The sequence below is a fragment of the Pseudomonas sp. MF08831 genome (assembly GCF_059862645.1).
Genome location: NZ_JCBCUX010000003.1, coordinates 338,623 through 363,761 on the forward strand (window position 1 = coordinate 338,623; position 25,139 = coordinate 363,761).

A 25,139-nucleotide genomic window follows, 5' to 3' on the forward strand; every position below is an offset into this window, starting at 1 on the left:
TACTACACCAAAAATGCACAACTTCTTGAACATCAGTGGTGGCACGGTAGTGGCACTCTGACTGTATGATCAAGAAAACATGCAAAGTTCATCGCGCAACTAATGCATGCATTGCCCGGCATCTAACGGGCTGATAGGGAGATCGAATCAAGTGGATGTGCCGTTGCTGCTCGCCGCCGTTTCCGCGACTTCGCCATGTGGCGAAGACATGGAATATGACGCGCAATTTCTCCAACTGGAGCGTGACGCCAAGGGCCAACCCGAGCGCAGCATGGGCGACTCTATCCTGCCCGCGGAGCCACCGGAATGGCGCAGCATCCAGCAGCAAAGCCTCGACTTGTTGCAGCGCAGCAAAGACCTGCGCATCACCCACTTTCTGTTGCAAAGCTCCCTCGCCCTTCAGGGTGTGGCCGGGCTGGCCGAAGTCCTCACGCTGATCAACGCGCTGCTGCGCGAGTACTGGGCCGACCTGCACCCGCGCCTGGATGCCGACGACGATAACGACCCCACCGTACGCATCAATGCCTTATCCGGCCTGACCAGCGACGCAACCATTCGTCTACTGCGCGAAAGCATCCTCACGCGCTCGCGCACGTTCGGGCCGGTGAGCCTGCGTGCCGCGCTGAACGCCAGCGGCCTGATGAGCTTCCCCGATGAACAGCTCGGTGCCCAGCAACTCAACGCGGCATTTCTGGACAGCGATCCCGAACAACTGCAAGCCACGCGCGATGCCTTGAGCGCCGCGCGCGCCGCCTGCGAAGCCATCGAACAACAGGTCAGCGACCAGGTCGGTTCGGCCCAGGGCGTGGACCTCAGCCTGTTGAAGCAACCGCTCAAGCAGGCGCTGCAAGTCCTCAACCAATTCGTACCGAACAGTGATACCAGCAGCGAACCCGAGGCCGTCAGTGACGACAATGCCCCCTCGGTCGATTTCGCCGCTGCCCCCGCCGCACCGCGCCCCACTGGCGACATCGCCAGCCGCGATGACGTGCTGCGCAGCCTCGACAAGATCCTTGCGTACTACACCCGTCACGAGCCTTCGAGCCCGCTGCCGGTGCTGTTGAACCGGGCGAAGAATCTGGTGCACGCCGACTTCGCGGCCATCGTGCGCAATCTGATTCCCGACGGCATGTCCCAATTTGAAAACCTGCGCGGCCCGGACGGCGAGTAAGCCGCCCGGCTGTGCAGTAACAACACCGTCGCTCAAGCGACCAGGAGCAGCAACGTGGCGAAGCAAAGTTCTCAGAAATTCATCGCGCGCAACCGTGCGCCTCGAGTGCAGATCGAGTACGACGTCGAGCTTTACGGCGCCGAGAAAAAGGTCCAGCTGCCCTTCGTGATGGGTGTGATGGCCGACCTCGCCGGCAAGCCTGCCGAACCGCTCGCACCCGTGGCCGACCGCAAGTTCCTTGAGGTGGACGTCGACAACTTCGACTCGCGCCTCAAGGCCATGCAGCCACGCGTAGCGTTCCACGTACCGAACGAGCTGACCGGCGAAGGCAACCTGAGCCTGGACATCACTTTCGAAAGCATGGACGACTTCAGCCCGGCCGCCGTGGCCCGCAAGGTCGATTCGCTCAAGCAACTGCTCGAAGCCCGCACCCAGCTGGCCAACCTGCTGACCTACATGGACGGCAAGACTGGCGCTGAAGAAATCATCATGAAGGCGATCAAGGACCCGGCACTGCTTCAGGCACTTGCCAGCGCGCCTAAGCCTGCAGGGGACCAGTAATCATGACTGACAATACCGCCCGCGAAGGCTCCCAGATCCTGGGTGCCACCGAAGAAGCCAGCGAGTTCGCCAACCTGCTGCTGCAAGAATTCAAACCCAAGACCGAGCGTGCCCGCGAAGCCGTGGAAACCGCTGTGCGCACCCTGGCCGAACAGGCCTTGGCACAGACGGACCTGGTGTCCAACGACGCGATCAAGTCGATTGAGTCGATCATCGCCGCCATCGACGCCAAGCTCACCGCTCAGGTCAACCAGATCATCCATCACCCGGACTTCCAACAGCTGGAAAGCGCCTGGCGTGGCCTGCACTACCTGGTCAACAACACCGAGAGCGACGAGCAACTGAAGATTCGCGTGCTCAACATCTCCAAGCCGGACCTGCACAAGACCCTGAAGAAATTCAAGGGCACCGCGTGGGACCAGAGCCCGATCTTCAAGAAGATGTACGAAGAAGAATACGGCCAGTTTGGCGGCGAACCGTACGGCTGCCTGGTCGGCGACTACTACTTCGACCAGTCGCCACCCGATGTGGAGCTGCTAGGCGAGCTGTCGAAAGTCTGCGCCGCCATGCACTCCCCGTTCATCGCTGCGGCGTCGCCGACCGTGATGGGCATGGGCTCGTGGCAGGAACTGTCGAACCCGCGCGACCTGACCAAAATCTTCACCACGCCGGAATACGCCGGCTGGCGCTCGCTGCGTGAATCGGAAGATTCGCGCTACATCGGCCTGACCATGCCGCGCTTCCTGGCGCGCCTGCCGTATGGCGCCAAGACCGATCCGGTGGAAGCCTTCGCCTTCGAAGAAAACACCGACGGCGCCGACAGCTCCAAGTACACCTGGGCCAACGCCGCCTACGCGATGGCGGTGAACATCAACCGCTCGTTCAAACACTATGGCTGGTGCTCGCGCATCCGTGGCGTAGAGTCCGGCGGTGAAGTGGAAAACCTGCCAGCCCACACGTTCCCGACCGATGACGGTGGCGTGGACATGAAGTGCCCGACCGAAATCGCTATCAGCGACCGCCGTGAAGCGGAACTGGCGAAGAACGGTTTCATGCCGCTGCTGCACAAGAAAAACACCGACTTTGCCGCCTTCATCGGTGCCCAGTCGTTGCAGAAACCGGCTGAATACGACGACCCGGACGCCACCGCCAACGCCAACCTGGCCGCGCGCCTGCCGTACCTGTTCGCCACCTGCCGTTTCGCGCACTACTTGAAGTGCATCGTGCGCGACAAGATCGGTTCCTTCAAAGAGAAGGACGAGATGCAGCGCTGGTTGCAGGACTGGATCCTCAACTACGTCGACGGCGACCCGGCGCACTCCACCGAAACCACCAAGGCCCAGCACCCATTGGCTGCCGCCGAAGTGATCGTGGAAGACGTCGAAGGCAACCCGGGTTACTACAACTCCAAGTTCTACCTGCGCCCGCACTATCAGCTTGAAGGGCTGACCGTGTCGTTGCGTCTGGTATCGAAGCTGCCTTCGGCGAAAAGCGCGTAACCACGAATGAGCCGGCTCTTCTGTGGGAGCCGGGCTTGCCCGCGATGCAGGCGACACGGTCTGCCAGTCAGACCGCGTTGATGCAATCGCAGGCAAGCCAGCTCCCACAGAAAGCACTGCCCATTGGGCTTAAACAAATATCGTGGCTGAGTCCACACAGGGAGAAAACATGGCTGTTGATATTTTCATCAAGATCGGCGACATCAAGGGCGAGTCCATGGACAAGGCCCACAAGGACGAAATCGACGTGCTGAACTGGAGCTGGGGCATGGCTCAGTCCGGCAACATGCACGTTGGCGGTGGCGGCGGTGCGGGCAAGGTGAATATCCAGGACCTGTCGCTGACCAAGTACGTCGACAAGGCTTCGCCAAACCTGATGATGCACTGCGCCAGCGGCAAGCACATCGACAAGGTCAAGCTGACCGTGCGCAAGGCCGGTGGCGAAAGCCAGGTCGAGTACATGGTGATCAACCTGGAAGAAGTGCTGGTCACGTCCCTGAGCACCGGCGGCTCGGGCACCGATGATCGCCTGACCGAAAACGTCACCCTGAACTTCGCCCAAGTGATGGTCGACTACCAGCCGCAGAAAGCCGACGGCACCAAAGACGGCGGCGCGATCAAGTTTGGCTGGAACATCCGTTCCAACACCAAGCGCTGATAAACCCGGTGGCCGTGGCTCGCCGCCACGGCCCCAGGCATCGGCCCCTCGCAGAAACCGTCCCTCTCACAACCCGTCCGTGGAGCTGCTTTGGTGGTAACTGAAATCGCTTCCCGCGACCGTCTGCAACCGTCCCTGCTGGACCGGTTGACCGACGACGACCCAACCAATCCCAAGGAAAGCGCCGACAAACGCGTGCTCTCCCTGACCCAATTGAAAGCCTCGGTGCTGCGCGACCTGGCGTGGCTGCTCAACACCACGTCGTTGCTGGACGCCGATGCCACGCTGCACACCCCGGCCGGTACGTCGGTGGTCAATTACGGTTTGCCGGCACTGGCGGGCAACAGCGTTTCCAGTGTCGATATCAAAGCCCTGGAAGCCCTGATCTACCAGGCCATCGCCACCTTTGAACCGCGTATTTTGCGCCACACCCTGCGCGTCAAGGCCCGTGTCGGCCACGGCGAAATGAACCACAACGCGCTGAGCTTCGAGATCGAAGGCGACCTGTGGGCGCAGCCGGTGCCATTGCGCTTGCTGCTGCAAACCGACCTCGACCTGGAATCCGGCCATGTGCGCGTGGTGAACGCCGACCAGCGGAGGCGCCCATGAACCCGCGCCTGCTGGAGCTGTACAACCAGGAACTGCACCACGTGCGCGAAAGCGCCGCCGAGTTCGCCAAGGAATACCCGAAGATCGCCAGTCGGCTGACCCTGTCCGGTATGGACTGCGCCGACCCGTACGTCGAACGCCTGCTCGAAGGCTTTGCCTACCTCACCGCCCGCGTGCAACTCAAGCTCGACGCCGAGTACCCGACCTTCACCCACAACCTGCTGGAAATCGCCTACCCGCACTACCTGGCGCCGACGCCGTCGATGACCGTGGTGCAATTGCAGACCGACCCGGACGAAGGCTCGCTGGCCAGCGGTTTTCCGTTGCCGCGCGACACCGTGCTGCGTGCCGCGCTGGGCCGCGAAACCCAGACCTGCTGCGAGTACCGCACCGCGCACCCGGTGACGCTGTGGCCGTTGCAGGTCAGCGGCGCCGAGTACTTCGGCAACCCTGCCGCCGTGCTCGGCCGCCTGGCCGCCAGCGAGCCGAAGGCCAAGGCCGGTTTGCGCCTGACCCTGCGCACCGGCGCCGAATTGCCGTTCAACAGCCTCGGCCTCGACAACCTGCCGCTGTACCTCAGCGGCGCCGACGAGCAGCCGTTTCGCCTCTACGAACAATTGCTGGGCAACGCCTGCGCGGTGTTTGCGCGCAAACCCGGCGGTGATTGGGTCGAACGCCTGCCGCACGACGCGTTGCGTTCGCGCGGCTTTGACGACGCTGATGCGGCCATGCCGGTGGTGGCCCGGGCATTCCAGGGCTATCGCCTGTTGCAGGAATATTTCGCCCTGCCCCACCGCTTCCTGTTCGTCGAATTTGCTGAACTGAGCCGCGCGGTCAAACGCTGCGACGGTCAGGAGCTGGAACTGATCGTGCTGTTCGACCGCCACGAGCCGAGCCTGGAAGGCAGTGTCGGCCCGGCGCAGTTCATGCCGTTCTGCACGCCGGCGATCAACCTGTTCCCCAAACGCGTGGACCGTATTCATTTGTCTGACCGCGTTAACGAACACCACGTGATTGCCGACCGCACGCGGCCAATGGATTTCGAGATTCACTCGCTGAGCGGCATCACCGGCCACGGCACCGGGCCGGAGCAGCCGTTCCTGCCGTTCTACGCGGTGCGCGACCCGTCACGTTATGGGCGCGATCAGGCTTACTACACGCTGCGCCGCGAGCCGCGCGTGTTGTCCAGCGACCAACGCCGCAACGGCCCGCGCTCTACCTACGTGGGCAGCGAAACCTTTGTCAGCCTGGTCGACAGCCAGCAAGCGCCCTACCGCCACGACCTGCGCCAACTCGGCGTGACCGCGCTGTGCACCAACCGCGATCTGCCGTTGTTCATGAGCGTGGGCAACGGCAAGACCGACTTTACTTTGGCCGACAGCGCGCCCGTGTTGTCGGTGCGCTGCGTCGCCGGCCCGAGCCGCCCACGCGCCAGCCACGCGCATGACGCCAAGGCCTGGCGCCTGATCAGCCAGTTGTCGCTCAACTACCTGTCGCTGAGCGAACAGGGCCAGGGCGCCGGCGCTTTGCGTGAACTGCTGCGCCTGTATGGCGACAGCAACGACGCGGCGCTGCAACTGCAAATCGAAGGCCTGCGCGAAGTCAGCAGCAAAGCCGTGACCCGGCGCCTGCCGATGCCTGGCCCGATCGTGTTTGGCCGTGGGTTGGAAATTACCCTGGAATTCGATGAAAACGCGTTTCGCGGCACCGGCGTGTTTCTGCTCGGTGCGGTGCTGGAGCGCTTCCTGGCACGCTACGTGTCGATCAACAGTTTTACCGAGACGGTGATCCGTACCACCGAACGCGGCGAGATCATGCGATGGAAAGCCAAGCCCGGGCGGCGTCCGACCCTGTGAACACACTGGATGCGATGCATCAGGAGCCCTGGGAATACGATTTCTTCCAGGCGCTGCGGCGTATCGAGTGCGAATCGCCGCAGCTGCCGCGCCTGGGCCATTCCCTGCGCCTGGCGGATGACCCGTTGCGCCTAGGGCAACAGGCCGATTGCACCTTCGCCCCGGCCACTTTGGCCTCGGTCGATCCCGGTGGCGAGGGCAAACCAGCGCGGCTTGAGCAGTTCTTCTTCGGCCTCGGCGGCCCCAACGGCCCGTTGCCGCTGCACATCACCGAGTACGTGCGCGAGCGCCAGCGCAACAACGCCGACAGCACCAGCAAACAGTTTTTGGACGTGTTCCACCATCGCCTGCTCAGCCTGTTTTACCGGGCCTGGGCTGAGGCGCGGCCAACGGTCAGCCACGACCGCCCGAATGACGATTACTGGTCGGCACGCCTGGCAGCACTGAGCGGCCGAGGAATGCCGAGCCTGCTGAATCAGGGGCTGATTCCCGACACGGCGAAGCTGCATTACAGCGGCCACCTGTCAGCGCAAACCCGCTACCCGGATGGGCTGAAGGCGATTCTGAGCGAGTATTTCGGCCTGCCGGTTGAGATTGAAGAATACGTCGGCCAATGGCTGGAACTGCCCGAGCGCAGCCGCGTCAGCGTCAGCGCTAACCAGTTGGGAGTGGATTTTTGCCTCGGCAGCCACGTGTGGGACCGCCAGCATAAATTCCGCATCCGCCTCGGCCCGCTCACGCTGGATGACTACATGGGCATGCTGCCCGGCAGCCAGCCGTTCAACGAGCTGGTGGCGTGGGTGGCCGAGTACCTGGGCCATGAACTGGACTGGGACCTGAACCTGGTTTTGCAACAACCCGAAGTACCGGCGCTGCAGCTCAATAGCCAGTTCCGCCTGGGCTTCAACACCTGGCTCGGCCGACCCGAGCATGACGCCAACGACCTAATCCTGGCTCGGCATTACGCCGACCACGCCACCACCTCAAGGAATCCAGAGCATGGGTGAAATCAGTCGCGCCGCACTGTTCGGCAAACTCAACAGCGTGGCCTACAAGGCCATCGAAGCCGCCACTGTGTTCTGCAAACTGCGGGGCAACCCGTACGTGGAACTGGCCCACTGGTTTCACCAGTTGTTGCAACTGCAGGACTCCGACCTGCACCGTATCATTCGCCAGTTCAACGTCGAGCCCGCCCGCCTGGCCCGTGACCTGACCGAAGCACTGGACCGCCTGCCACGCGGCTCGACGTCGATCACCGACCTGTCGTCTCACGTGGAAGAAGCGGTGGAACGCGGTTGGGTCTACGGCAGCCTGATGTTCGGCGAAAGCCAGGTGCGCACCGGTTACCTGGTGCTCGGCATTTTGAAGACCCCAAGCCTGCGCCACGCACTGCTGGGCTTGTCGTCCGAGTTCGACAAAATCAAAGCTGAAGCACTGAGCGAACGCTTCGACGAATACGTCGGCGACTCGCCCGAAAATGCATTGAGTGCCAGCGACGGCTTCAATGCCGGCGCTGTACCCGGCGAAGCCAGCGGCGCCATCGCACCGAGCGCGATGGGCAAGCAGGAGGCGCTCAAGCGCTTTACCGTGGACCTGACCGAACAAGCGCGCAGCGGCAAGCTCGACCCTATCGTCGGGCGTGATGAAGAGATCCGCCAACTGGTGGATATCCTCATGCGTCGGCGCCAGAACAACCCGATCCTCACTGGCGAGGCCGGTGTGGGCAAGACCGCCGTGGTCGAAGGCTTCGCCCTGCGCATCGTCGCCGGTGACGTGCCGCCCGCACTCAAGGACGTGGAGCTGCGCAGCCTCGACGTGGGCCTGCTGCAAGCCGGCGCCAGCATGAAAGGCGAGTTCGAACAGCGCCTGCGCCAAGTCATCGAAGACGTCCAGGCCTCGCCCAAGCCGATCATCCTGTTCATCGACGAAGCCCACACGCTGGTGGGTGCCGGTGGCGCTGCCGGGACCGGTGACGCCGCCAACCTGCTCAAGCCCGCCCTCGCCCGCGGCACCTTGCGTACTGTGGCCGCGACGACGTGGGCCGAGTACAAAAAACACATCGAAAAAGACCCGGCGCTGACTCGCCGCTTCCAGGTCGTGCAAGTGGCCGAGCCGTCGGAAGACAAGGCGCTGTTGATGATGCGCGGCGTGGCCTCGACCATGGAAAAGCACCACCAGGTGCAGATCCTCGATGAAGCCCTGGAAGCTTCGGTGAAGCTGTCGCACCGCTACATTCCGGCGCGCCAGCTGCCGGATAAATCCGTGAGCCTGCTGGACACCGCCTGCGCTCGCGTCGCCATCAGCCTGCATGCCGTGCCGGCCGAAGTCGACGACAGCCGCCGTCGCATCGAAGCGCTGGAAACCGAGCTACAAATCATCGCCCGCGAGCATGCCATCGGCATCGCCATCGGCGCACGCCAGAGCAACAGCGAAACCTTGCTGAGCGCTGAACGTGAACGCCTGGCAACCCTGGAAAGCCGCTGGGCCGAAGAGAAAACCCTGGTCGATGAGCTGCTCGCCACCCGTGCAACCTTGCGCGAGAAAGCCGGTGTTGTGGACAGCGGCAACGATGAGTTGCGCGCACAGCTTGTGGACCTGCAACAACGCCTCACCGCCCTGCAAGGCGAAACCCCGCTGATCCTGCCGACCGTGGATTACCAGGCCGTGGCCTCGGTGGTCGCCGACTGGACCGGCATCCCGGTGGGCCGCATGGCGCGCAACGAACTGGAGACGGTGCTCAACCTCGACCAGCACCTGAAAAAACGCATCATCGGCCAGGACCACGCCCTGCAGATGATCGCCAAGCGCATCCAGACCTCTCGCGCCGGTCTCGACAACCCAAGCAAGCCGATTGGCGTGTTCATGCTGGCCGGCACCTCGGGTGTGGGCAAGACCGAGACCGCGCTGGCGCTGGCTGAAGCCATGTACGGCGGTGAGCAGAACGTCATCACCATCAACATGAGCGAGTTCCAGGAAGCCCACACCGTGTCGACGCTCAAGGGCGCGCCACCGGGCTATATCGGCTACGGCGAAGGCGGCGTGCTGACCGAAGCGGTGCGGCGCAAACCCTACAGTGTGGTGCTGCTGGACGAGGTGGAAAAAGCCCACCCGGACGTGCACGAGATCTTCTTCCAGGTGTTCGACAAGGGCGTGATGGAAGACGGCGAAGGCCGCGTGATCGACTTCAAGAACACCCTGATCCTGCTGACCACCAACGCTGGCACTGAGTTGATTTCGCAGGTGTGCAAAGACCCGGCGAATATTCCCGAGCCGGAAGAAATCGCCAAGGCGTTGCGCCAGCCATTGCTGGAAATTTTCCCGCCGGCGCTGCTCGGCCGTTTGGTGACGATTCCTTACTACCCGCTGAGCGACGAGATGCTCAAGGCAATTACCCGCCTGCAACTCAACCGCATCAAAAAGCGTGTGGAGAACACCCACAAAGTCGCCTTCGATTACGACGACGAAGTCGTCGACCTCATCGTGTCCCGCTGCACCGAAACCGAAAGCGGTGGGCGGATGATCGACACCATCCTCACCAACAGCCTGCTGCCGGACATGAGCCGCGAGTTCCTCACCCGCATGCTCGAAGGCAAGGCGCTGGCGGGCGTGCGGATCAGCACGCGGGATAACGAATTGCACTACGACTTCAACGATTGACCTGACGGAATGCGATCAAAACTGTGGGAGCGGGCTTGCTCGCGAAGACGGCGTATCAGTTGATGCATCCGGTGACTGATTCACCGCGTTCGCGAGCAAGCCCGCTCCCACAGTTGGAGCCGGTTCCTACAGTTATTACGCAATTTACGGGTTAACCGATGCTATTCAACCAAGCCTCACGCCTGGCCAAAGTCACCAGCCCTCTCGGGCCGGATGTGCTGCTGCTCAATGAAATGGGCGGCGGCGAAGAGCTGGGGCGGCTGTTCAACTATGAGCTGCAACTGACCTCGCTGGACGCCAATATCGACCTCAACCAGTTGCTGGGCAAGCCGATGAGCGTCGGCCTGCAACTGGCGGACGGTGGCGAGCGGCACTTCCACGGCATCGTCGCACGGTGCAGTCAGAACATCGACCAAGGCCAGTTCGCCAGTTATCAGGTGACGCTGCGCCCGTGGTTCTGGCTGCTGAGCCGCACATCGGACTGCCGGATTTTCCAGAACCAGAGCATCCCGCAGATCATCAAGCAGGTGTTTCGCGACCTGGGTTTTTCCGACTTCGAAGACGCCCTCAGCCGGCCGTACCGCGAGTGGGAATACTGCGTGCAGTACCGCGAGACCAGCTTCGATTTCGTCAGCCGCTTGATGGAGCAGGAAGGCATCTACTACTTCTTCCGCCATGAACCGGACCGCCATGTGCTGGTGCTGGCCGACGCCTATGGCGCCCACACCACGGTGCCGGGCTACGCGTCGATTCCGTATTACCCCAAGGACGAGCAGCAGCGCGAACGCGACCACATGCACAACTGGCACCTGGCGCACGAAGTGCAACCGGGCTCGCTGGAGCTCAATGACTATGACTTCCAGCGCCCCAGCGCCAGCATCGACGTACGCTCGGCGATGCCGCGCCCGCACACCGCCGGCGACTATCCGCTGTACGACTACCCCGGCACCTATGTGCAAAGCGAAGACGGCGAGCACTATGCGCGTACTCGCATCGAAGCCTTGCAAACCCTGCATGAACAGATCGAGTTCAGCGGCAACGCGCGTGGCCTCGGCTCAGGCCACCTGTTCAGCCTCACCGGCTTCAGCCGCCAGGACCAGAACCGCGAATACCTGATCGTCGGCTGTCGCTATTACATCGTTCAGGAAAGCCTGGAAAGCGGCGGCGGCTCGGGTTCGGCGCAATTCGAAAGCAGCCTCACGTGCATCGACGCCCAGCAAAGCTTCCGACCGCTGGCAAACACACACAGACCCATCGTCAAAGGCCCGCAGACCGCCTTGGTGGTCGGCCCCAAAGGCGAAGAAATCTGGACCGACCAATACGGCCGCGTGAAGGTGCACTTCTACTGGGACCGCCACGACCAATCCAACGAAAACAGCTCGTGCTGGATTCGTGTCTCGCAATCTTGGGCCGGTAAAAACTGGGGCTCGATGCAGATCCCGCGGATCGGCCAGGAAGTGATCGTGAGCTTTCTGGAGGGTGACCCGGACCGCCCGATCATCACCGGCCGGGTGTACAACGCCGAGCAAACGGTACCTTACGACCTGCCGGAAAACGCCACACAGAGCGGCATGAAAAGCCGTTCGAGCAAGGGCGGCACGCCGGCCAACTTCAATGAAATCCGCATGGAGGACAAGAAGGGTCTGGAGCAGTTGTACATCCATGCCGAGCGCAATCAGGACATCGTGGTGGAGGTGGATGAAAGCCACTCCGTCGGGCATGACCGCAACAAGAGCATCGGGCATAACGAGACGGTGACTATCGGGAATAACCGTACGCGCATCGTCAAGCAGCAGGACGTCCTCTTGGTCGGTCAGAGGAAGACCGACAGCATCAGCCAGAGCTACATCATCGAAGTGGGTGAAAACCTGCGCCTGGTCTGCGGCAAAAGCATCCTGGAGCTGAACGCCAGTGGGCAGATCAACCTCACCGGCGTGAATATCAGCTTTTATGCCAGCGGCGATGCCGAGTTCAACACCGGCGGCGTACTGCATCTGAACAACGACCACGGCCCCGGCGCCACGCCCGATGGCCAGGGCATCAAAAAAAGCATCGACGCCAATATTGAAGCCGTCTTCCCCGCGCCTAAAAGCTCCTGACGAGACCCGTTTGCCATGACGTACCGAATCAACGAATTCCAGTTCCAACTGCCTGCCGGCGAGCTGCAGGACGCGTCGATCAATATCCTCAAGTTTCCCGAACTGGGCACTTCATTGATCATCAGCCGCAGCTTTCTCGCCGAAGGCGAGACCCTGCACAGCAACTTCGATGACCAGCTCAAGCGCCTGGAAAAACAGGTGCAGGATTTGCGCTGCCAACCGAGCGTGACCGTGCGTTTGGGCGCCGCACAAGAGGTGGAAGGCATTGAGCTGCGCAGCCAGTTCAACAAGGGCAATGACAAGGTGTTCCAGTACCAGCTGGCGCTGGTGCTGCCGGGTACGCGCAAGATGCTCGCCTTGAGTTATGTGAAGGCGGACACGCTTGGGGATGCCGAGGCGGCGCACTGGGCATTGATAAAAAATTCGCTGTCGTTCGACGCTATTTCTTGATGAGCAGCCTGCATGTCTGACGCGTTATGGGCGGCCCGAATGGGCGATGCGCTGTCCCACACCTCGATGATGGCGGACATCCTCGGTGGTGTGTTGGAAGTGGCGGCCAATATCGCGATCACTGCGGTGGCGACGGCTGCCGTGGTGGCTGCCACCGGCATTACCGTGGTCACCGGCGGCCTCGGCTGCTTCCTGCTGGGCGCGGTAGTGGGCACGATTGTCGGCCTCGCCATGAGCAAGAGTGGCGCGGACAAAGGCCTGACCAAGATATGCGATGCCTTTAGCAACGCCCTGTTTCCTCCCTCGGTGCAGGCGAACATTCTCACTGGTTCCACCGATACCCTCACCAATAACATGCCTGCCGCCCGCGCGGCCGGGGCGATCAGCTCCCATGTCACACCGGCCGGCACCGAGCTGGAAGCGTCCAAGCCTGAACCAGAACCCAGCTACCTGGACATGGCCGAAGGTTTCTTCTCGCAGATGTGGCGCCCCACCGTCGCGACGCCCGCGCCGGGCGCCGTGCCGAAGCCGCTGGACCTGGTCGTGTGCATGAAGCACCCGCCAATGCCGCCGCAGTTTCTTGCCGAAGGTTCGGAAAAGGTCACGATCAACGGCCAACCCGCCGTGCGCAGTGGTGATCGCAGCACCTGCGATGCGACGGTAGTGTCGTCCGGCTTGATCTCATCCAACGTGGCCATCGGTGGCGGTTCGGTGGTGGTGCGTGAAATTCGCAGCGGCAAGACGCCGGGTGTCGGGCTGGCGGTCACGGCGCTGTTGATGCTCAAGGGTGGCAAGGGCAAGTTCTTCAGCAAGCTGCCGTGCATGTTGGTCAGCGGGGCGACCTCGATGGCCATCAGCAGCGCGATGGGGGCCGCGGCCAACGCCGCGATGGGCTCGTCGAACCCGGTGCATGCTGCAACGGGCGCGAAGATACTCGGCGATGTCGAGGAACTGGATTTCGTGCTGCCGGGTATCCTCCCGATTGACTGGCAGCGCTTTTACAACAGCCGTGATGAACGCCAGGGCAGCCTGTTTGGCGTCGGCTGGAGCGTGGCCTACGAAGTGTGCGTCGACATTCAGCCGCATCCCGAGGGTGGCGAAACGCTCGTGTATACCGACGAGCAGGGCCGGCCCATCGACATGGGCTCGATTCCGTTGGGCGGCGCAGTATTCAGTGCCGGTGAAGGGCTTGCGGTGCGGCGACACCTCAACGGGCAATTGCTGATCGAAAGCGACGACGGCATGTACCGTTTGTTCGAAGCTGCTCCAGCAGACCCGTCGCGACTGCGTCTGACCCAACTGGGTGACCGTAACGACAACCGCATCTACCTCGACTATGACGAAACCGGCCACTTGGTGCGACTGCGCGATACATTCGATCTGGTTCAGGTTGAGCTGATCCGTGATCAGGGTCATGTGGCTCATATTGAGCGCCTCTACCCGGATCAACGTCGCGAAGTGCTCGTGAGCTACGGCTATGACGCCGAGGGCAATCTGGCGCAGGTGCGCGACGCCACCGGCCAGGTGCAGCGACGCTTCGCCTACGATGCCGGGCGGCGTATGGTTGAGCATCAATTGCCCACCGGGTTGCGCTGCTTCTATGAGTGGGCGTTGATTGAAGGCCTGGAATGGCGCGTGGTCCGGCACTGGACCGATGAGGGCGACGCCTACCAGTTCGACTACGACTTGCAGGCGGGCCTGACCCGCATCACCGACGGTTTGCAACGCGTCAGCACTCGGCACTGGAACGCTCAGTACCAGATCATTCAATACAGCGGCAATCTCGGCCAGACCTGGCTGTTCGAATGGAACGACGAACGCCAGTTACTCAGCGCCACCGACCCGCAAGGCGGCCGCTATGAGTACAGCTACGATGAGAGCGGCAACCTGATCGGCGAAACCGACCCGCTCGGGCGCAGCGACTCCACCTTGTGGCTGGAACATTGGGCGTTACCGCTGGTGGAAACCGACGCCGCCGACAACAGTTGGAAGTATCGCTATGACCCGCGCGGCAACTGCATCGCCGAGACCGATCCGCTGGGTTACATCACCCGCTATCGTTATGACGCCCACGGCCAGGTCGTGGAAATCATCGACGCCACCGGCAAAAGCAAACAACTGCGCTGGAACCCGTTCGGGCAACTGGTCGAGCATATTGATTGCTCGGGCTACCCAACGCGCTTCAGCTACGACGAGCGCGGTTATTTGCAGCTCATCACCGATGCCCTCGGTGAACGTACCCAATTCAGCTACGACGCCCAGGGCCGATTGCTCAGCAGCCAACTGCCGGACGGCCGCACCGAACATTTCCAGCGCGATGCCAGCGGGCAGTTGGTGGGCTATACCGATCCCGCCGGGCACACCACGCTCTATCAACATAACCGGCGTGGCCAGGTGCGCCAGCGCACCGACGCCCATGGTCGCCAGGTGCAGTTCGGCTACGACAGCTACGGGCGGCTGCAAGCGTTGGTCAATGAGAACGGTGAAAGCTATCGGTTTGCGTGGGATGCCGGCGATCGGCTGGCTGAACAGCAAGACCTCGACGGCAGCGCCAAGCGCTACGACTACGACCGGCTGGACAACATCACAGCGGTGACTGCCGTTCCGGCGCCATATGGCAATGGCTTGGCGGTGGTCCCCGAAACGCCGCCAGCGCCCATCGTTCATCGGCTGGAGCGTGATGCGGTCGGCCGACTGGTCGCCAAGACCACCGACGATGGCCGCACTGAGTACAGCTACGATGCGGTGGATCAGCTCACGGCGGTCACCTTCACTGATCTGCAAGGCAATGCCCAGGCGTTGGGTTTCGCCTACGACGCTGTCGGCCAGTTGCTTGCCGAACAAAGTGCCGGCGGCAAGCTGCAACATCACTACGACGAACTCGGCAACCTGATCCAGACCCAACTGCCGGACGGGCGCTGGCTCAATCGCCTGTACTACGGCAGCGGCCACCTGCACCAGATCAACCTCGACGGCCAGGTCATCAGCGACTTCGAACGCGACCGCCTGCACCGCGAAGTGCTGCGCACCCAAGGCCAGCTCAGCACCCGCAGCGAATACGACCGCAGCGGCCGCCTGCGCTCACGCCAACGCCGCCTTAACAGCCAGCCATCGCTGATGCCTGCGGCGATGCAAAAGCAGTTCGAATACGACCCCGCCGACAACCTGATCGGCAAACTCGACCAGCAACCCGCCGCGCAACATCGTCAACTGCTGCACTACGACGCCACCGGCCGCATCATCGCAAGCCAGGACAACCTGCACGGCCAGCGCGAAACCTTCGCCTACGACACCGCCGCCAACCTGCTCGACGGCCCGCAGACGGGCGCCGGCTTAGTGGTGCATAACAAGCTGCTGACCTATCAGGACAAGCGTTATCGCTACGATGCGTTTGGACGGATGATCGAAAAACGCAGCGCCAAACGCGGCGTGCAGCGGTTTGTGTATGACGCAGAAAGCCGGTTGGTTGAAGTGCGTAATGAAAGCGGCAGCGTGGTCAGGATGGTCTACGACCCGCTGGGGCGGCGGGTTGAAAAAACCGAGCACGGCAGCGATGGGTATCCGTTGGGGGAAACCCGGTTCATGTGGGATGGGCTGCGGTTGTTGCAGGAGCACAAGCACAGTCAAACCAGTCTTTATGTGTATGAAGACGACGGCGGCTATCAACCGTTGGCCCGCGTCGACGGTGACGGCCCACTGCAGAAAATTCGTTACTACCACAACGACCTGAACGGGTTGCCGGAGCAACTGACCGAAGCTGACGGACACAGCGTCTGGCAGGCGACTTATCGGGTGTGGGGCAACACGCTGGAAGAGGTGCGCGAGCCTTATTACATCGAGGAGCAAAATCTAAGGTTTCAGGGCCAGTATCTGGACCGGGAGACGGGGCTGCATTTCAATACGTTCAGGTTTTATGATCCGGATGTGGGGCGGTTTACGACGCCGGATCCGATTGGGTTGGCGGGAGGACTGAACCTCTATCAATACAGCCCAAATCCCGTCGGCTGGATCGATCCTTGGGGTTGGAGTTGCGTTCAGTTCAAACGCTGGAAACGCGGCCAAGCCATAGACAAACCGTTGCCTAACGGCAAAGCTCCGGCTTGGGATGTGGTAAGAAATCGGTATTGGAAAAACCGCTATGAAGCTTCAAAAACATCTGGCGAATTCAGTCCGTCTAACATGAGCCGTATGAAGCGTGGTTCGGCACCCCTGGACGCCAACGGCAACTCAATGGAATTGCATCACCACAACCCTCAAAGAAACGGTGGTAGGGATGTGAACAATCCTCGAAACCTGCGTGAGGTCACTCGCGAGCAGCACGCAGCACTGGATGAATTCAGACAGTTAGGAAGCAAGTAATGACCGCTATAGACATCATTAAAAAATTCGTCGAAGGCTCTATTTCACCCAAGGAATTCGAAGAAAAAGTCTACGCAGATGCAACTGTCGAAGCGTTGCTGAAAGCTGAGAAAAACTTGCCAGCGTACGTCAGTGAACCTGATCTCTATACCTATGCAATCAGTCAGGACTTTGGAAATTTTGAGTGCATTTACAATGTTCAAACGCTTCTGTCGGGTGTTCTGAGCAAGCATGGCATTACTCACACGGTGGAAAAAAAGTACGAAAATCTATTTAACCTGACGCTAAAAGTTCAACCAAAGTGGCTGTCCCTATCATCCGACTATCTATCGAACCTAATCGAAGAGCAAAAAAGTCTGAGTCCGAAAGATTTGCAGTCGTGGTTGAAGGAAAAAATAAAAACTGATTTCCGGTGTTTGAAAACACAGCCAAAATGGCTTCAAAGCCCCGAATGGCCAATAGAAAGTGGAAAGCCGATGGTTTTCGTGGGGCAGCTCGACATTAGCGAATTGAGCCACGACAGCGCACAGGCTTACCTTTTTTTTGATGAAGATAAAAAGACCTTCCATACCATCACCCAAGCTTGCTGATGAGCAGTTAAGTGGGAAACATCTAAATTTACAATCAAATAAATCCCTACCCTTTGGCAATTCCCAAGCCCTGCGCTTCGCCTACGAAGTCCACGGTCAGTTGCTCGCCGAGCGAGTGCCGGCGGCCACCTGCACCAGATCAACCTCGACGGCCAGGTGATCAGCGATTTCGAACGCGACCGCAGCGGCCGCCTGCGCTCACGCCAACGCCGCCTTAACAGCCAGCCATCGCTGATGCCTGCGGCGACGCAAAAGCAGTTCGAATACGACCCCGCCGACAACCTGCTCGACGGCCCGCAGACGGGCGCCGGGTTGGTGGTGCATAACAAGCTGCTGACCTATCAGGACAAGCGTTATCGCTACGATGCGTTTGGACGGATGATCGAAAAACGCAGCGCCAAACGCGGCGTGCAGCGGTTTGTGTATGACGCCGAAAGCCGGTTGGTTGAAGTGCGTAATGAAAGCGGCAGCATGGTCAGGATGGTCTACGACCCGCTGGGGCGACGGGTTGAAAAAACCGAGCATGGAAGCGATGGGTATCCGTTGGGTGAAACCACGTTCATGTGGGATGGGCTGCGGTTGTACAACAAAAGAAGTAAGGGGTTGGATGCGTGACCCTGATAACTACGAGCTGGAATTATTCCCACAACCGATCCAAAGGCGCGCTGCTGACTGACAGGTACAAAGACCCCGGTGACTTTATCGGCCCCGCAGAAAAGCCTAAATATTATTAAGGATTATTGGCGGACGAGAATCCAACACTGACAGATGAGATCATGGTCACTATGGCGGCAGGTAACGATCTCGATGAACAAAACCTTAAAACTGAAGCGCACGCCCTACACCAAAAGGCATGGAGTTTACTGCCGGAACCAAAGCCTGAGTGGACCCCCTTATCGTCTTGGGTCACTGGCTCCCTCTTCAACCTTCACTTCGAAAATGGCGAGTTCAACGCAGCCGAGCCATGGGCTCAAAAGACTCTTGAGGGCAGAGTCGGATATAGATACTGGTCCATTAATTAATGTGGGGATGGTATCTCTCGAACTGGGAAGAAGTGCCGAGGCGTATAAATACTTTGATGAAGCTTATAAATTCGGTAAGGCACGCGCCTTTCAAGAAAGACCAAAGAAACATTTGAATTTCTATCTGGATGAAAATAAAAAGAAGCATTGATTGCTCGTCCCCACAAAAAATGAGCACCCAACCCAGTCGGCGTGCCCATTTTTTTCCAACCCGCCTCCCTTCAGACGGTACCGCTCTTACGGGTTGACGCTGTCTTTGAGCGACTTGCCCGGCTTGAACGCAACGGTGTTGCTCGCCTTGATCTTCACCGGCTCACCGGTTTGCGGGTTTTTGCCGGTGCGGGCGCCGCGGTGGCGTTGCAGGAAGGTGCCGAAGCCAACCAGTGTGACGCTGTCCTTGCGGTGCAGGGCGCCGGTGATTTCTTCGAGAACGGCGTTGAGTACGCGGTTGGCCTGTTCTTTGGTGAGATCCGCTTTTTCAGCGATGGCGGCTGCGAGTTCTGGTTTACGCATAAGTGAAGCCTCTTTGACGGTTTTTTGTTGTTATGTCCGTGCTGCTCTCTTATGGAGCAGCGCCCAAGGCGCCGCAGGCTCTACTCTGCGGCAGACGGGAGTGAGGATGGCATGCCCTCGCACGCTCCGCCAGTCTCGTGGCGACCTTTATAGAGGTAAGAACGTGCTGATTCCGACAGAACGACCGGTATTTACGCCAGTAACGGCGGAAGTTCTTTGTTCAAGGCCAGTTTTTCCATCACGGCGCTGCCGGTCAGCGCGTAGCCGAGCAGGCGGCCGCTGGCGTCGCGGCACAAGGCCTTGATGTCGGCGCCCTGCCCTTCGACGCTCCACACGCCTTCGGTGCCGCGTGGCGGTGGCGAAACCACCAGTGGGCAGATCGGGGTTTTCACGGTGATCGGCATCGGCCCGTAGCTCACGGCCGTGGCGTTGCCGGCCAGGGTCTGGGCCAGGGCGCGGGCGCAGCTCATCAGCGGCATCACATAGAGCAGGTTCAGGCCATCGACCTCGGCGCAGTCGCCCAACGCGTAGATGTTGGCGTGGGAAGTCTTGAGGTGGCGGTCGACCATGATTCCACGGTTGATTTGCAGGCCGGCGGCGGCGGCGAGGTCCACCCGTGGGCGCAGGCCGATAGCCGAAACCACCAGGTCGCAGTGAATCACTTCACCGTCGGACAGGTGCGCCTCCAGGCCGTCAGCCGTGCGCTGCAGGCGGTTGAGCACCGGGCCCAGGTGGAAACGCGCGCCAAGGCCTTCCAGCCCGGCCTGCACGGCAGCGGCTGCCGCCGGGTGCAGCAGGGTCGGCATGACCTGCTCGCACGGCGCCACCAGGTCGATTTCGTAGCCGCCAAGGATCAGGTCGTTGGCGAACTCACAGCCGATCAGCCCGGCGCCGAGCAGCAGCACCCGGCGTTTGCCGGCGGCGGCGGCACGAAAGCGTGCGTAATCTTCGAGGTCGTTGATGGGGAAAATCAGCTCAGCCGCGTCGCCTTCGACCGGGACACGCACGGTTTCTGCGCCCCAGGCCAGGATCAGGTCGCGGTAGATCACCGCTTCCTCGCCGATCCACAGGCGTTTGTGGCCCGGGTCGATGCCGCTGATGCGGGTGTGGGTGCGCACTTCGGCCTTGAGTTGCTCGGCCATGGCGCCCGGTTCGGCCATGCTCAGGCCGTCGGCTTCCTTGTTCTTGCCAAAGCCGGTGGAGAGCATGGGCTTGGAGTAGGAGCGCCCGTCATCTGCGGTGATCAGCAGCAACGGGGTCTCGCTGTCGAGCTTGCGAAACTCCCGGGCCACGTTGTAACCGGCCAATCCTGTGCCGATGATCACGACAGGTGCGTTCATTCCTTTCTCCTTGAAGTACATTTCAAAAATCGATGATTAACCGATTTCGATCATTTCGAAATCCATTTTGCCCACGCCGCAGTCCGGGCACAGCCAGTCTTCCGGAACGTCCTGCCACAGGGTGCCCGGCGCGATACCGTCATCCGGCCAGCCATCTTTTTCGTCATAGATCAGGCCGCAGACTACACATTGCCACTTCTTCATTACTTGCTTCCTCAGGGTCCAGGCATCTTGGCCGACGGTCGATAGACCAACGTTGCCGTGCGGCTCAGGGCGTTTTGTACTGATCGGAGCCGGCAGATGCAAGCATGTTCGGCGCAAACGGCCGGTTCAGCCCGGCAAAAGCTCAGGATGCCATGGTAAGCTCGCCGCCTCTTTTGCTGCCAATACTGACTCACCGTGCCGCACTCAATCGCCCGTCCCGATGCTTGCCAATGGCTGACCCAGAGCCTCCTGAGCCCACTGCCCGCGCCCTTGACCCTTGACTGGCTGTTCGACGAAGGCTCGCTGACGCGCCGGCTGACGGGGCTGTCCGACGATGGCTTCAGCGTGACGCCGCTGTTCGAAGGTTGGCAACCGCTGCGCGACGATGAATGCGCGGCGCTGAACCTGGCCCCGGCCACTGTCGGTTGGGTGCGCGAGGTGTATCTGCGCGGCCATGGTCAGCCGTGGGTGTTCGCGCGCAGCGTGGCGGCGCGCAGTGCCTTGCAAGGCGACGGGCTGCACATGGACGAACTGGGCAGCCGTTCGCTGGGCGAGTTGCTGTTTTGCGACCACGCTTTCACCCGCCAGGCCATCGAGGTGTGTCACTACCCACGGCAATGGCTGCCGACTGCGGATCAGGCCGACGGGTTGTGGGGACGCCGCTCGCGCTTTGATCGCGGGTCGCTGAGCGTGCTGGTGGCGGAAATTTTCCTGCCGGGCTTCTGGCAGGCGTTGCATGACCGTGCGGAGAACTGCTGATGTATCAACGTCTGCTCAAATCCCTGAACCACCTGAACCCCAGGGCCTGGGATTTCATTCAGTTGACCCGCATGGACAAGCCTATCGGCATTTACCTGCTGTTGTGGCCGACGCTGTGGGCGCTGTGGATTGCCGGCAAGGGCTCGCCGTCCTTGCTCAATATCGTGATTTTCGTGCTCGGCGTGGTGCTGACCCGCGCCGGTGGCTGTGTGATCAATGACTGGGCCGATCGCAAGGTCGACGGCCACGTGAAACGCACCGAACAACGCCCACTGGTGAGCGGCAAGATCAGTTCCAAAGAGGCGCTGGTGTTTTTTGCGGTGCTGATGGGCATCAGCTTCCTGCTGGTGTTGCTGACCAACGCCACCACCATCCTGCTGTCACTCGGCGGCCTGGCGTTGGCGGCGAGCTACCCGTTCATGAAGCGCTACACCTATTACCCGCAAGTGGTACTGGGCGCGGCATTTTCGTGGGGCATGCCGATGGCGTTCACCGCTGAGACCGGTCACCTGCCTGCCACGGCGTGGCTGCTGTACATCGCCAACCTGTTGTGGACGGTGGGCTATGACACGTATTACGCGATGACCGACCGCGACGACGACTTGAAGATCGGCGTGAAATCCACTGCCATTCTGTTCGGCGATGCCGACCGCGTGATCATCCTCACGTTGCAAGGTTTGTCGCTGGTCTGCCTGGTGCTGGCGGGTATGCGGTTCGAGCTGGGCGGCTGGTTCCACCTGGGATTGCTGGCGGCGGCAGGCTGCTTTGTCTGGGAGTTCTGGTACACCCGCGACAAGGACAGGCTGAAATGCTTCAAGGCGTTTTTGCACAACCACTGGGCCGGCTTGGCAATTTTTGTCGGGATCGTGGCGGATTACGCGTTTCGTTGACCCTGTGGCGAGCCGGCTTGTTGTGGCGAGCGGGCTTGCCCCGCGTTGGGCCGCGTAGCGGCCCCTCTCAGGGCCACTGTGTTTTGTCACAGAGACCGAGGCGTCAGGTTTCAGGGCTGCTTCGCAGCCCAACGCGGGGCAAGTCCGCTCGCCACGACAGGCCCTCACCCCACGACAAGCCCGTTGCTTTAACCGGCCTGCTCGCCACAACCAGCTCGCTGGCCGTTAGGTGGTCAGGGCTTGGCGACCTTCCAGGCACCGTCCATTTTGCCGTCACCGGTCATGTCACCGGCCTTCTTGTCCATCACGAAGGTGTAAAGCGGCTTGCCGCTGTAGGCCCATTGGCTTTTTTGATCATCACGGGTGATGACGGTCCACTTGCCCATCGGCTTGTCGGTGGATTCGGCCATCAACGGCGGCCAGTTGGTGGCGCACTTGTCGTTGCACATGGACTTGTCACCCGAGTCCTTGGCAAAGGTGTAGAGCGTCATGCCCTTGTGGTCCACCAGCATGCCGTCTTTGGTCATCGCCGGCTCCGCCGCAAACGCCAGTGTCGGCAGCGTCAACGCGGCCGTTACCAGCAGGGCTTTCCAGGAAAAAGTACTGTGAGTCATCGGAACCTTCCTTTTGTGGTTGTCAGGATTCGGACCCAAAGGGTAGTCCAGAGTGCCGAGAATTGCCCAAGCGACTAAATTACTGTCACACGACTGCAATAATTCCGTTATCTAATGCGGCGCAAGACAGTTAAATGACAAGAGGATTTAGGCATGGTTGGCAGGAGCATTCTGATCGTTGACGACGAAGCGCCCATTCGCGAGATGATCGCCGTTGCGTTGGAAATGGCCGGCTATGACTGCCTGGAGGCGGAGAACTCCCAGCAGGCCCATGCCATTATCGTCGACCGCAAGCCGGACCTGATCCTGCTGGACTGGATGCTGCCCGGCACTTCCGGCATCGAGCTGGCACGCCGCCTCAAGCGTGACGAGCTGACCGGGGACATCCCGATCATCATGCTCACGGCCAAAGGCGAAGAGGACAACAAGATCCAGGGCCTGGAAGTCGGCGCCGATGACTACATCACCAAGCCATTTTCCCCACGCGAGCTGGTTGCCCGCCTGAAGGCCGTGCTGCGCCGTGCTGGCCCTACCGATGGCGAAGCGCCGATCGAAGTCGACGGCCTGATCCTGGACCCGATCAGCCACCGCGTGACCATCGATGGCAAGCCAGCCGAGATGGGCCCGACCGAATACCGTCTGCTGCAATTTTTCATGACCCACCAGGAACGCGCCTACACCCGTGGCCAACTGTTGGACCAGGTGTGGGGCGGCAATGTGTACGTGGAAGAGCGCACCGTCGACGTGCACATCCGCCGCCTGCGCAAAGCCTTGGGCGACGCCTACGAGAATCTGGTACAAACCGTGCGCGGCACCGGCTATCGGTTTTCAACCAAAGGTTGAAAGCAGCTAAAAGCAGTTAGCTACAAGCGGAGTTGAAGCCCATCCGCTCTGACTTGAAGCTTGCAGCCTGAAAATTTTCACTGTCCGAAGGACCGATTGTGAACCAGAACTGGCATGGCACCCTGATCCGCCACATGCTGTTATTGATCACCGGCTGCCTGGTGGTCGGCCTGGTCAGCGGCCAATACGGCTGGAGCCTGGCCGTCGGCATCGGTCTGTACCTGGGCTGGACCCTCAAACAGCTGCTGCGCCTGCATGAATGGCTGCGCCAGCACAAACCCGACGAAGCACCGCCTGACGGCTACGGCCTGTGGGGCGAGGTGTTCGACAGCATCTACCACTTGCAACGTCGTGACCAACGGGTTCGCGGGCGCCTGCAGGCGGTGATCGACCGGGTGCAGGAATCCACCGCCGCACTCAAGGACGCGGTGATCATGCTCGACAGCGACGGCAACCTGGAATGGTGGAACCGCGCCGCCGAAACCCTGCTGGGCCTCAAGACGCCCCAGGACAGCGGCCAGCCGGTGACCAACCTGGTGCGCCACCCGCGCTTCAAGGAATACTTCGAGCAGGACAATTACGAAGAGGCCCTGGAAATCCCCTCGCCCACCAATGACCGCGTGCGCATCCAGCTGTACCTGACGCGCTACGGCAACAACGAGCACCTGATGCTGGTGCGCGACGTGACCCGCATCCACCAGCTGGAACAGATGCGCAAAGACTTCGTCGCCAACGTCTCCCACGAACTGCGCACGCCGTTGACGGTGATCTGCGGCTACCTGGAGACGCTGCTGGACAACGTCGACGAGATCAACCCGCGCTGGAGCCGCGCCCTGCAGCAAATGCAGCAACAGGGCTCGCGCATGCAGACCCTGCTCAACGACCTGCTGTTGCTGGCCAAGCTTGAGGCCACCGATTACCCGTCGGACAACCATCCCGTCGCTGTGCAGAGCCTATTGCAGACCATCAAGAATGACGCCCAGGCGCTATCCGGCGAGCGCGGGCAGCAGATCAGCCTGGACGCCGACCCGCTGGTGCTGCTCAAAGGCAGCGAGGGCGAGTTGCGCAGCGCGTTTTCCAACCTGGTGTTCAACGCCGTGAAGTACACCCAGAACAAGGGCAATATCCGCATTCGCTGGTGGGCCGATGAACACGGCGCACACCTGAGCGTGCAGGACTCCGGCATCGGCATCGACGCCAAACACTTGCCGCGCCTGACCGAGCGCTTCTACCGCGTCGACTCCAGCCGCAACTCCAACACCGGCGGCACCGGGCTGGGCCTGGCCATCGTCAAGCATGTGCTGTTGCGCCATCGCGCACGGCTGGAAATCAGCAGTGTGCTGGGGCATGGCAGCACGTTTACCTGCCACTTTCCGCCGACGCAGGTGACGCGTTCGCGGATGATCGGCACAGATGAATAACCCGAAAGCGACGCTGGGTTAAGT

Annotated in this window: 21 protein-coding genes and 1 pseudogene; 18 read left to right on the forward strand and 4 right to left on the reverse strand. The window is 61.0% G+C overall.

Features of this window, described 5'->3' with window-relative positions; all coding sequences use genetic code 11:
• Nucleotides 1-151 precede the first annotated feature (151 nt).
• From tssA to AC19YS_RS07870, 14 genes and pseudogenes are all read left to right on the forward strand, one after another.
• Entirely contained in the window at nucleotides 152-1,171 is a 1,020-nt protein-coding gene (gene tssA, locus AC19YS_RS07805) for a type VI secretion system protein TssA (RefSeq protein ID WP_106575883.1), read from the forward strand.
• A 54-nt stretch (nucleotides 1,172-1,225) separates the two neighbouring features.
• Nucleotides 1,226-1,732 carry a type VI secretion system contractile sheath small subunit gene (tssB, locus tag AC19YS_RS07810; RefSeq protein ID WP_017135823.1) on the forward strand — a complete coding sequence of 169 codons (507 nt, stop codon included), beginning with the start codon at nucleotides 1,226-1,228 and terminating at the stop codon, nucleotides 1,730-1,732.
• 2 nt (nucleotides 1,733-1,734) lie between these two features.
• Complete coding sequence (gene tssC / locus AC19YS_RS07815) at nucleotides 1,735-3,231, forward strand: type VI secretion system contractile sheath large subunit (RefSeq protein ID WP_119737190.1); 1,497 nt, start codon at nucleotides 1,735-1,737, stop codon at nucleotides 3,229-3,231.
• Nucleotides 3,232-3,400: 169 nt separating this feature from the next.
• The gene (locus AC19YS_RS07820) at nucleotides 3,401-3,889 is read left to right on the forward strand and encodes an Hcp family type VI secretion system effector (protein ID WP_005792512.1); all 489 of its coding nucleotides are present in this window, start codon (nucleotides 3,401-3,403) and stop codon (nucleotides 3,887-3,889) included.
• Between the two features lie 93 nt (nucleotides 3,890-3,982).
• A complete protein-coding gene (gene tssE / locus AC19YS_RS07825) occupies nucleotides 3,983-4,498 on the forward strand; it encodes a type VI secretion system baseplate subunit TssE (RefSeq protein ID WP_005792513.1) in 516 nt (171 codons plus the stop codon).
• The gene (gene tssF / locus AC19YS_RS07830; protein WP_200622623.1) at nucleotides 4,495-6,354 is read left to right on the forward strand and encodes a type VI secretion system baseplate subunit TssF; all 1,860 of its coding nucleotides are present in this window, start codon (nucleotides 4,495-4,497) and stop codon (nucleotides 6,352-6,354) included. Before tssE ends, tssF begins: the two co-directional genes overlap by 4 nt.
• Nucleotides 6,318-7,361, forward strand: a complete 1,044-nt coding sequence (tssG, locus tag AC19YS_RS07835; protein ID WP_500601383.1) for a type VI secretion system baseplate subunit TssG — start codon at nucleotides 6,318-6,320, stop codon at nucleotides 7,359-7,361. The genes tssF and tssG overlap by 37 nt, the downstream gene beginning before the upstream one ends.
• The gene (gene tssH, locus AC19YS_RS07840) at nucleotides 7,354-10,011 is read left to right on the forward strand and encodes a type VI secretion system ATPase TssH (protein WP_500601385.1); all 2,658 of its coding nucleotides are present in this window, start codon (nucleotides 7,354-7,356) and stop codon (nucleotides 10,009-10,011) included. Before tssG ends, tssH begins: the two co-directional genes overlap by 8 nt.
• Before the next feature lie 158 nt (nucleotides 10,012-10,169).
• Entirely contained in the window at nucleotides 10,170-12,110 is a 1,941-nt protein-coding gene (locus AC19YS_RS07845) for a type VI secretion system Vgr family protein (protein WP_119737181.1), read from the forward strand.
• Between the two features lie 15 nt (nucleotides 12,111-12,125).
• The gene (locus AC19YS_RS07850; RefSeq protein WP_500601386.1) at nucleotides 12,126-12,560 is read left to right on the forward strand and encodes a DcrB-related protein; all 435 of its coding nucleotides are present in this window, start codon (nucleotides 12,126-12,128) and stop codon (nucleotides 12,558-12,560) included.
• Between the two features lie 12 nt (nucleotides 12,561-12,572).
• Complete coding sequence (locus tag AC19YS_RS07855) at nucleotides 12,573-16,919, forward strand: RHS repeat-associated core domain-containing protein (protein WP_500601388.1); 4,347 nt, start codon at nucleotides 12,573-12,575, stop codon at nucleotides 16,917-16,919.
• Nucleotides 16,919-17,509: a hypothetical protein gene (locus AC19YS_RS07860; RefSeq protein ID WP_200624079.1), complete on the forward strand. Its 591-nt coding sequence runs from the start codon at nucleotides 16,919-16,921 to the stop codon at nucleotides 17,507-17,509. The genes AC19YS_RS07855 and AC19YS_RS07860 overlap by 1 nt, the downstream gene beginning before the upstream one ends.
• A gap of 55 nt (nucleotides 17,510-17,564) precedes the next feature.
• Nucleotides 17,565-18,091, forward strand: a pseudogene (locus AC19YS_RS07865) (RHS repeat domain-containing protein); the annotation flags it as partial.
• A 225-nt stretch (nucleotides 18,092-18,316) separates the two neighbouring features.
• Complete coding sequence (locus tag AC19YS_RS07870) at nucleotides 18,317-18,682, forward strand: hypothetical protein (protein ID WP_500601390.1); 366 nt, start codon at nucleotides 18,317-18,319, stop codon at nucleotides 18,680-18,682.
• An 86-nt stretch (nucleotides 18,683-18,768) separates the two neighbouring features.
• Here AC19YS_RS07870 and AC19YS_RS07875 read toward each other — a convergent pair whose 3' ends face one another.
• The 3 genes from AC19YS_RS07875 to AC19YS_RS07885 form a co-directional block, all read right to left on the reverse strand.
• Nucleotides 18,769-19,044 (reverse strand): HU family DNA-binding protein, encoded by a 276-nt coding sequence (locus AC19YS_RS07875; protein ID WP_003213368.1) that lies wholly within the window; start codon nucleotides 19,042-19,044, stop codon nucleotides 18,769-18,771.
• A 191-nt stretch (nucleotides 19,045-19,235) separates the two neighbouring features.
• Nucleotides 19,236-20,384 (reverse strand): NAD(P)/FAD-dependent oxidoreductase, encoded by a 1,149-nt coding sequence (locus AC19YS_RS07880; protein WP_106575895.1) that lies wholly within the window; start codon nucleotides 20,382-20,384, stop codon nucleotides 19,236-19,238.
• A gap of 36 nt (nucleotides 20,385-20,420) precedes the next feature.
• A complete protein-coding gene (locus AC19YS_RS07885; RefSeq protein WP_003213373.1) occupies nucleotides 20,421-20,588 on the reverse strand; it encodes a rubredoxin in 168 nt (55 codons plus the stop codon).
• Nucleotides 20,589-20,783: 195 nt separating this feature from the next.
• Here AC19YS_RS07885 and AC19YS_RS07890 point away from each other — a divergent pair, with 195 nt between their 5' ends.
• Nucleotides 20,784-21,347, forward strand: coding sequence for a chorismate--pyruvate lyase family protein (locus tag AC19YS_RS07890; RefSeq protein WP_119741104.1), 564 nt, complete (start codon nucleotides 20,784-20,786; stop codon nucleotides 21,345-21,347).
• Nucleotides 21,347-22,237, forward strand: a complete 891-nt coding sequence (gene ubiA, locus AC19YS_RS07895) for a 4-hydroxybenzoate octaprenyltransferase (protein ID WP_106575897.1) — start codon at nucleotides 21,347-21,349, stop codon at nucleotides 22,235-22,237. The genes AC19YS_RS07890 and ubiA overlap by 1 nt, the downstream gene beginning before the upstream one ends.
• Nucleotides 22,238-22,470: 233 nt before the next feature.
• Here ubiA and AC19YS_RS07900 read toward each other — a convergent pair whose 3' ends face one another.
• Nucleotides 22,471-22,851 carry a COG4315 family predicted lipoprotein gene (locus tag AC19YS_RS07900; RefSeq protein WP_106575898.1) on the reverse strand — a complete coding sequence of 127 codons (381 nt, stop codon included), beginning with the start codon at nucleotides 22,849-22,851 and terminating at the stop codon, nucleotides 22,471-22,473.
• Nucleotides 22,852-23,004: 153 nt separating this feature from the next.
• Between AC19YS_RS07900 and phoB the strand changes: the two genes are divergently transcribed.
• Both phoB and phoR read left to right on the forward strand, forming a co-directional pair.
• On the forward strand, nucleotides 23,005-23,694 hold the full coding sequence (gene phoB / locus AC19YS_RS07905) for a phosphate regulon transcriptional regulator PhoB (RefSeq protein ID WP_003195617.1): 690 nt from the start codon (nucleotides 23,005-23,007) through the stop codon (nucleotides 23,692-23,694).
• 134 nt (nucleotides 23,695-23,828) lie between these two features.
• Nucleotides 23,829-25,115 (forward strand): phosphate regulon sensor histidine kinase PhoR, encoded by a 1,287-nt coding sequence (gene phoR / locus AC19YS_RS07910; protein WP_500601497.1) that lies wholly within the window; start codon nucleotides 23,829-23,831, stop codon nucleotides 25,113-25,115.
• Nucleotides 25,116-25,139: the final 24 nt, after the last annotated feature.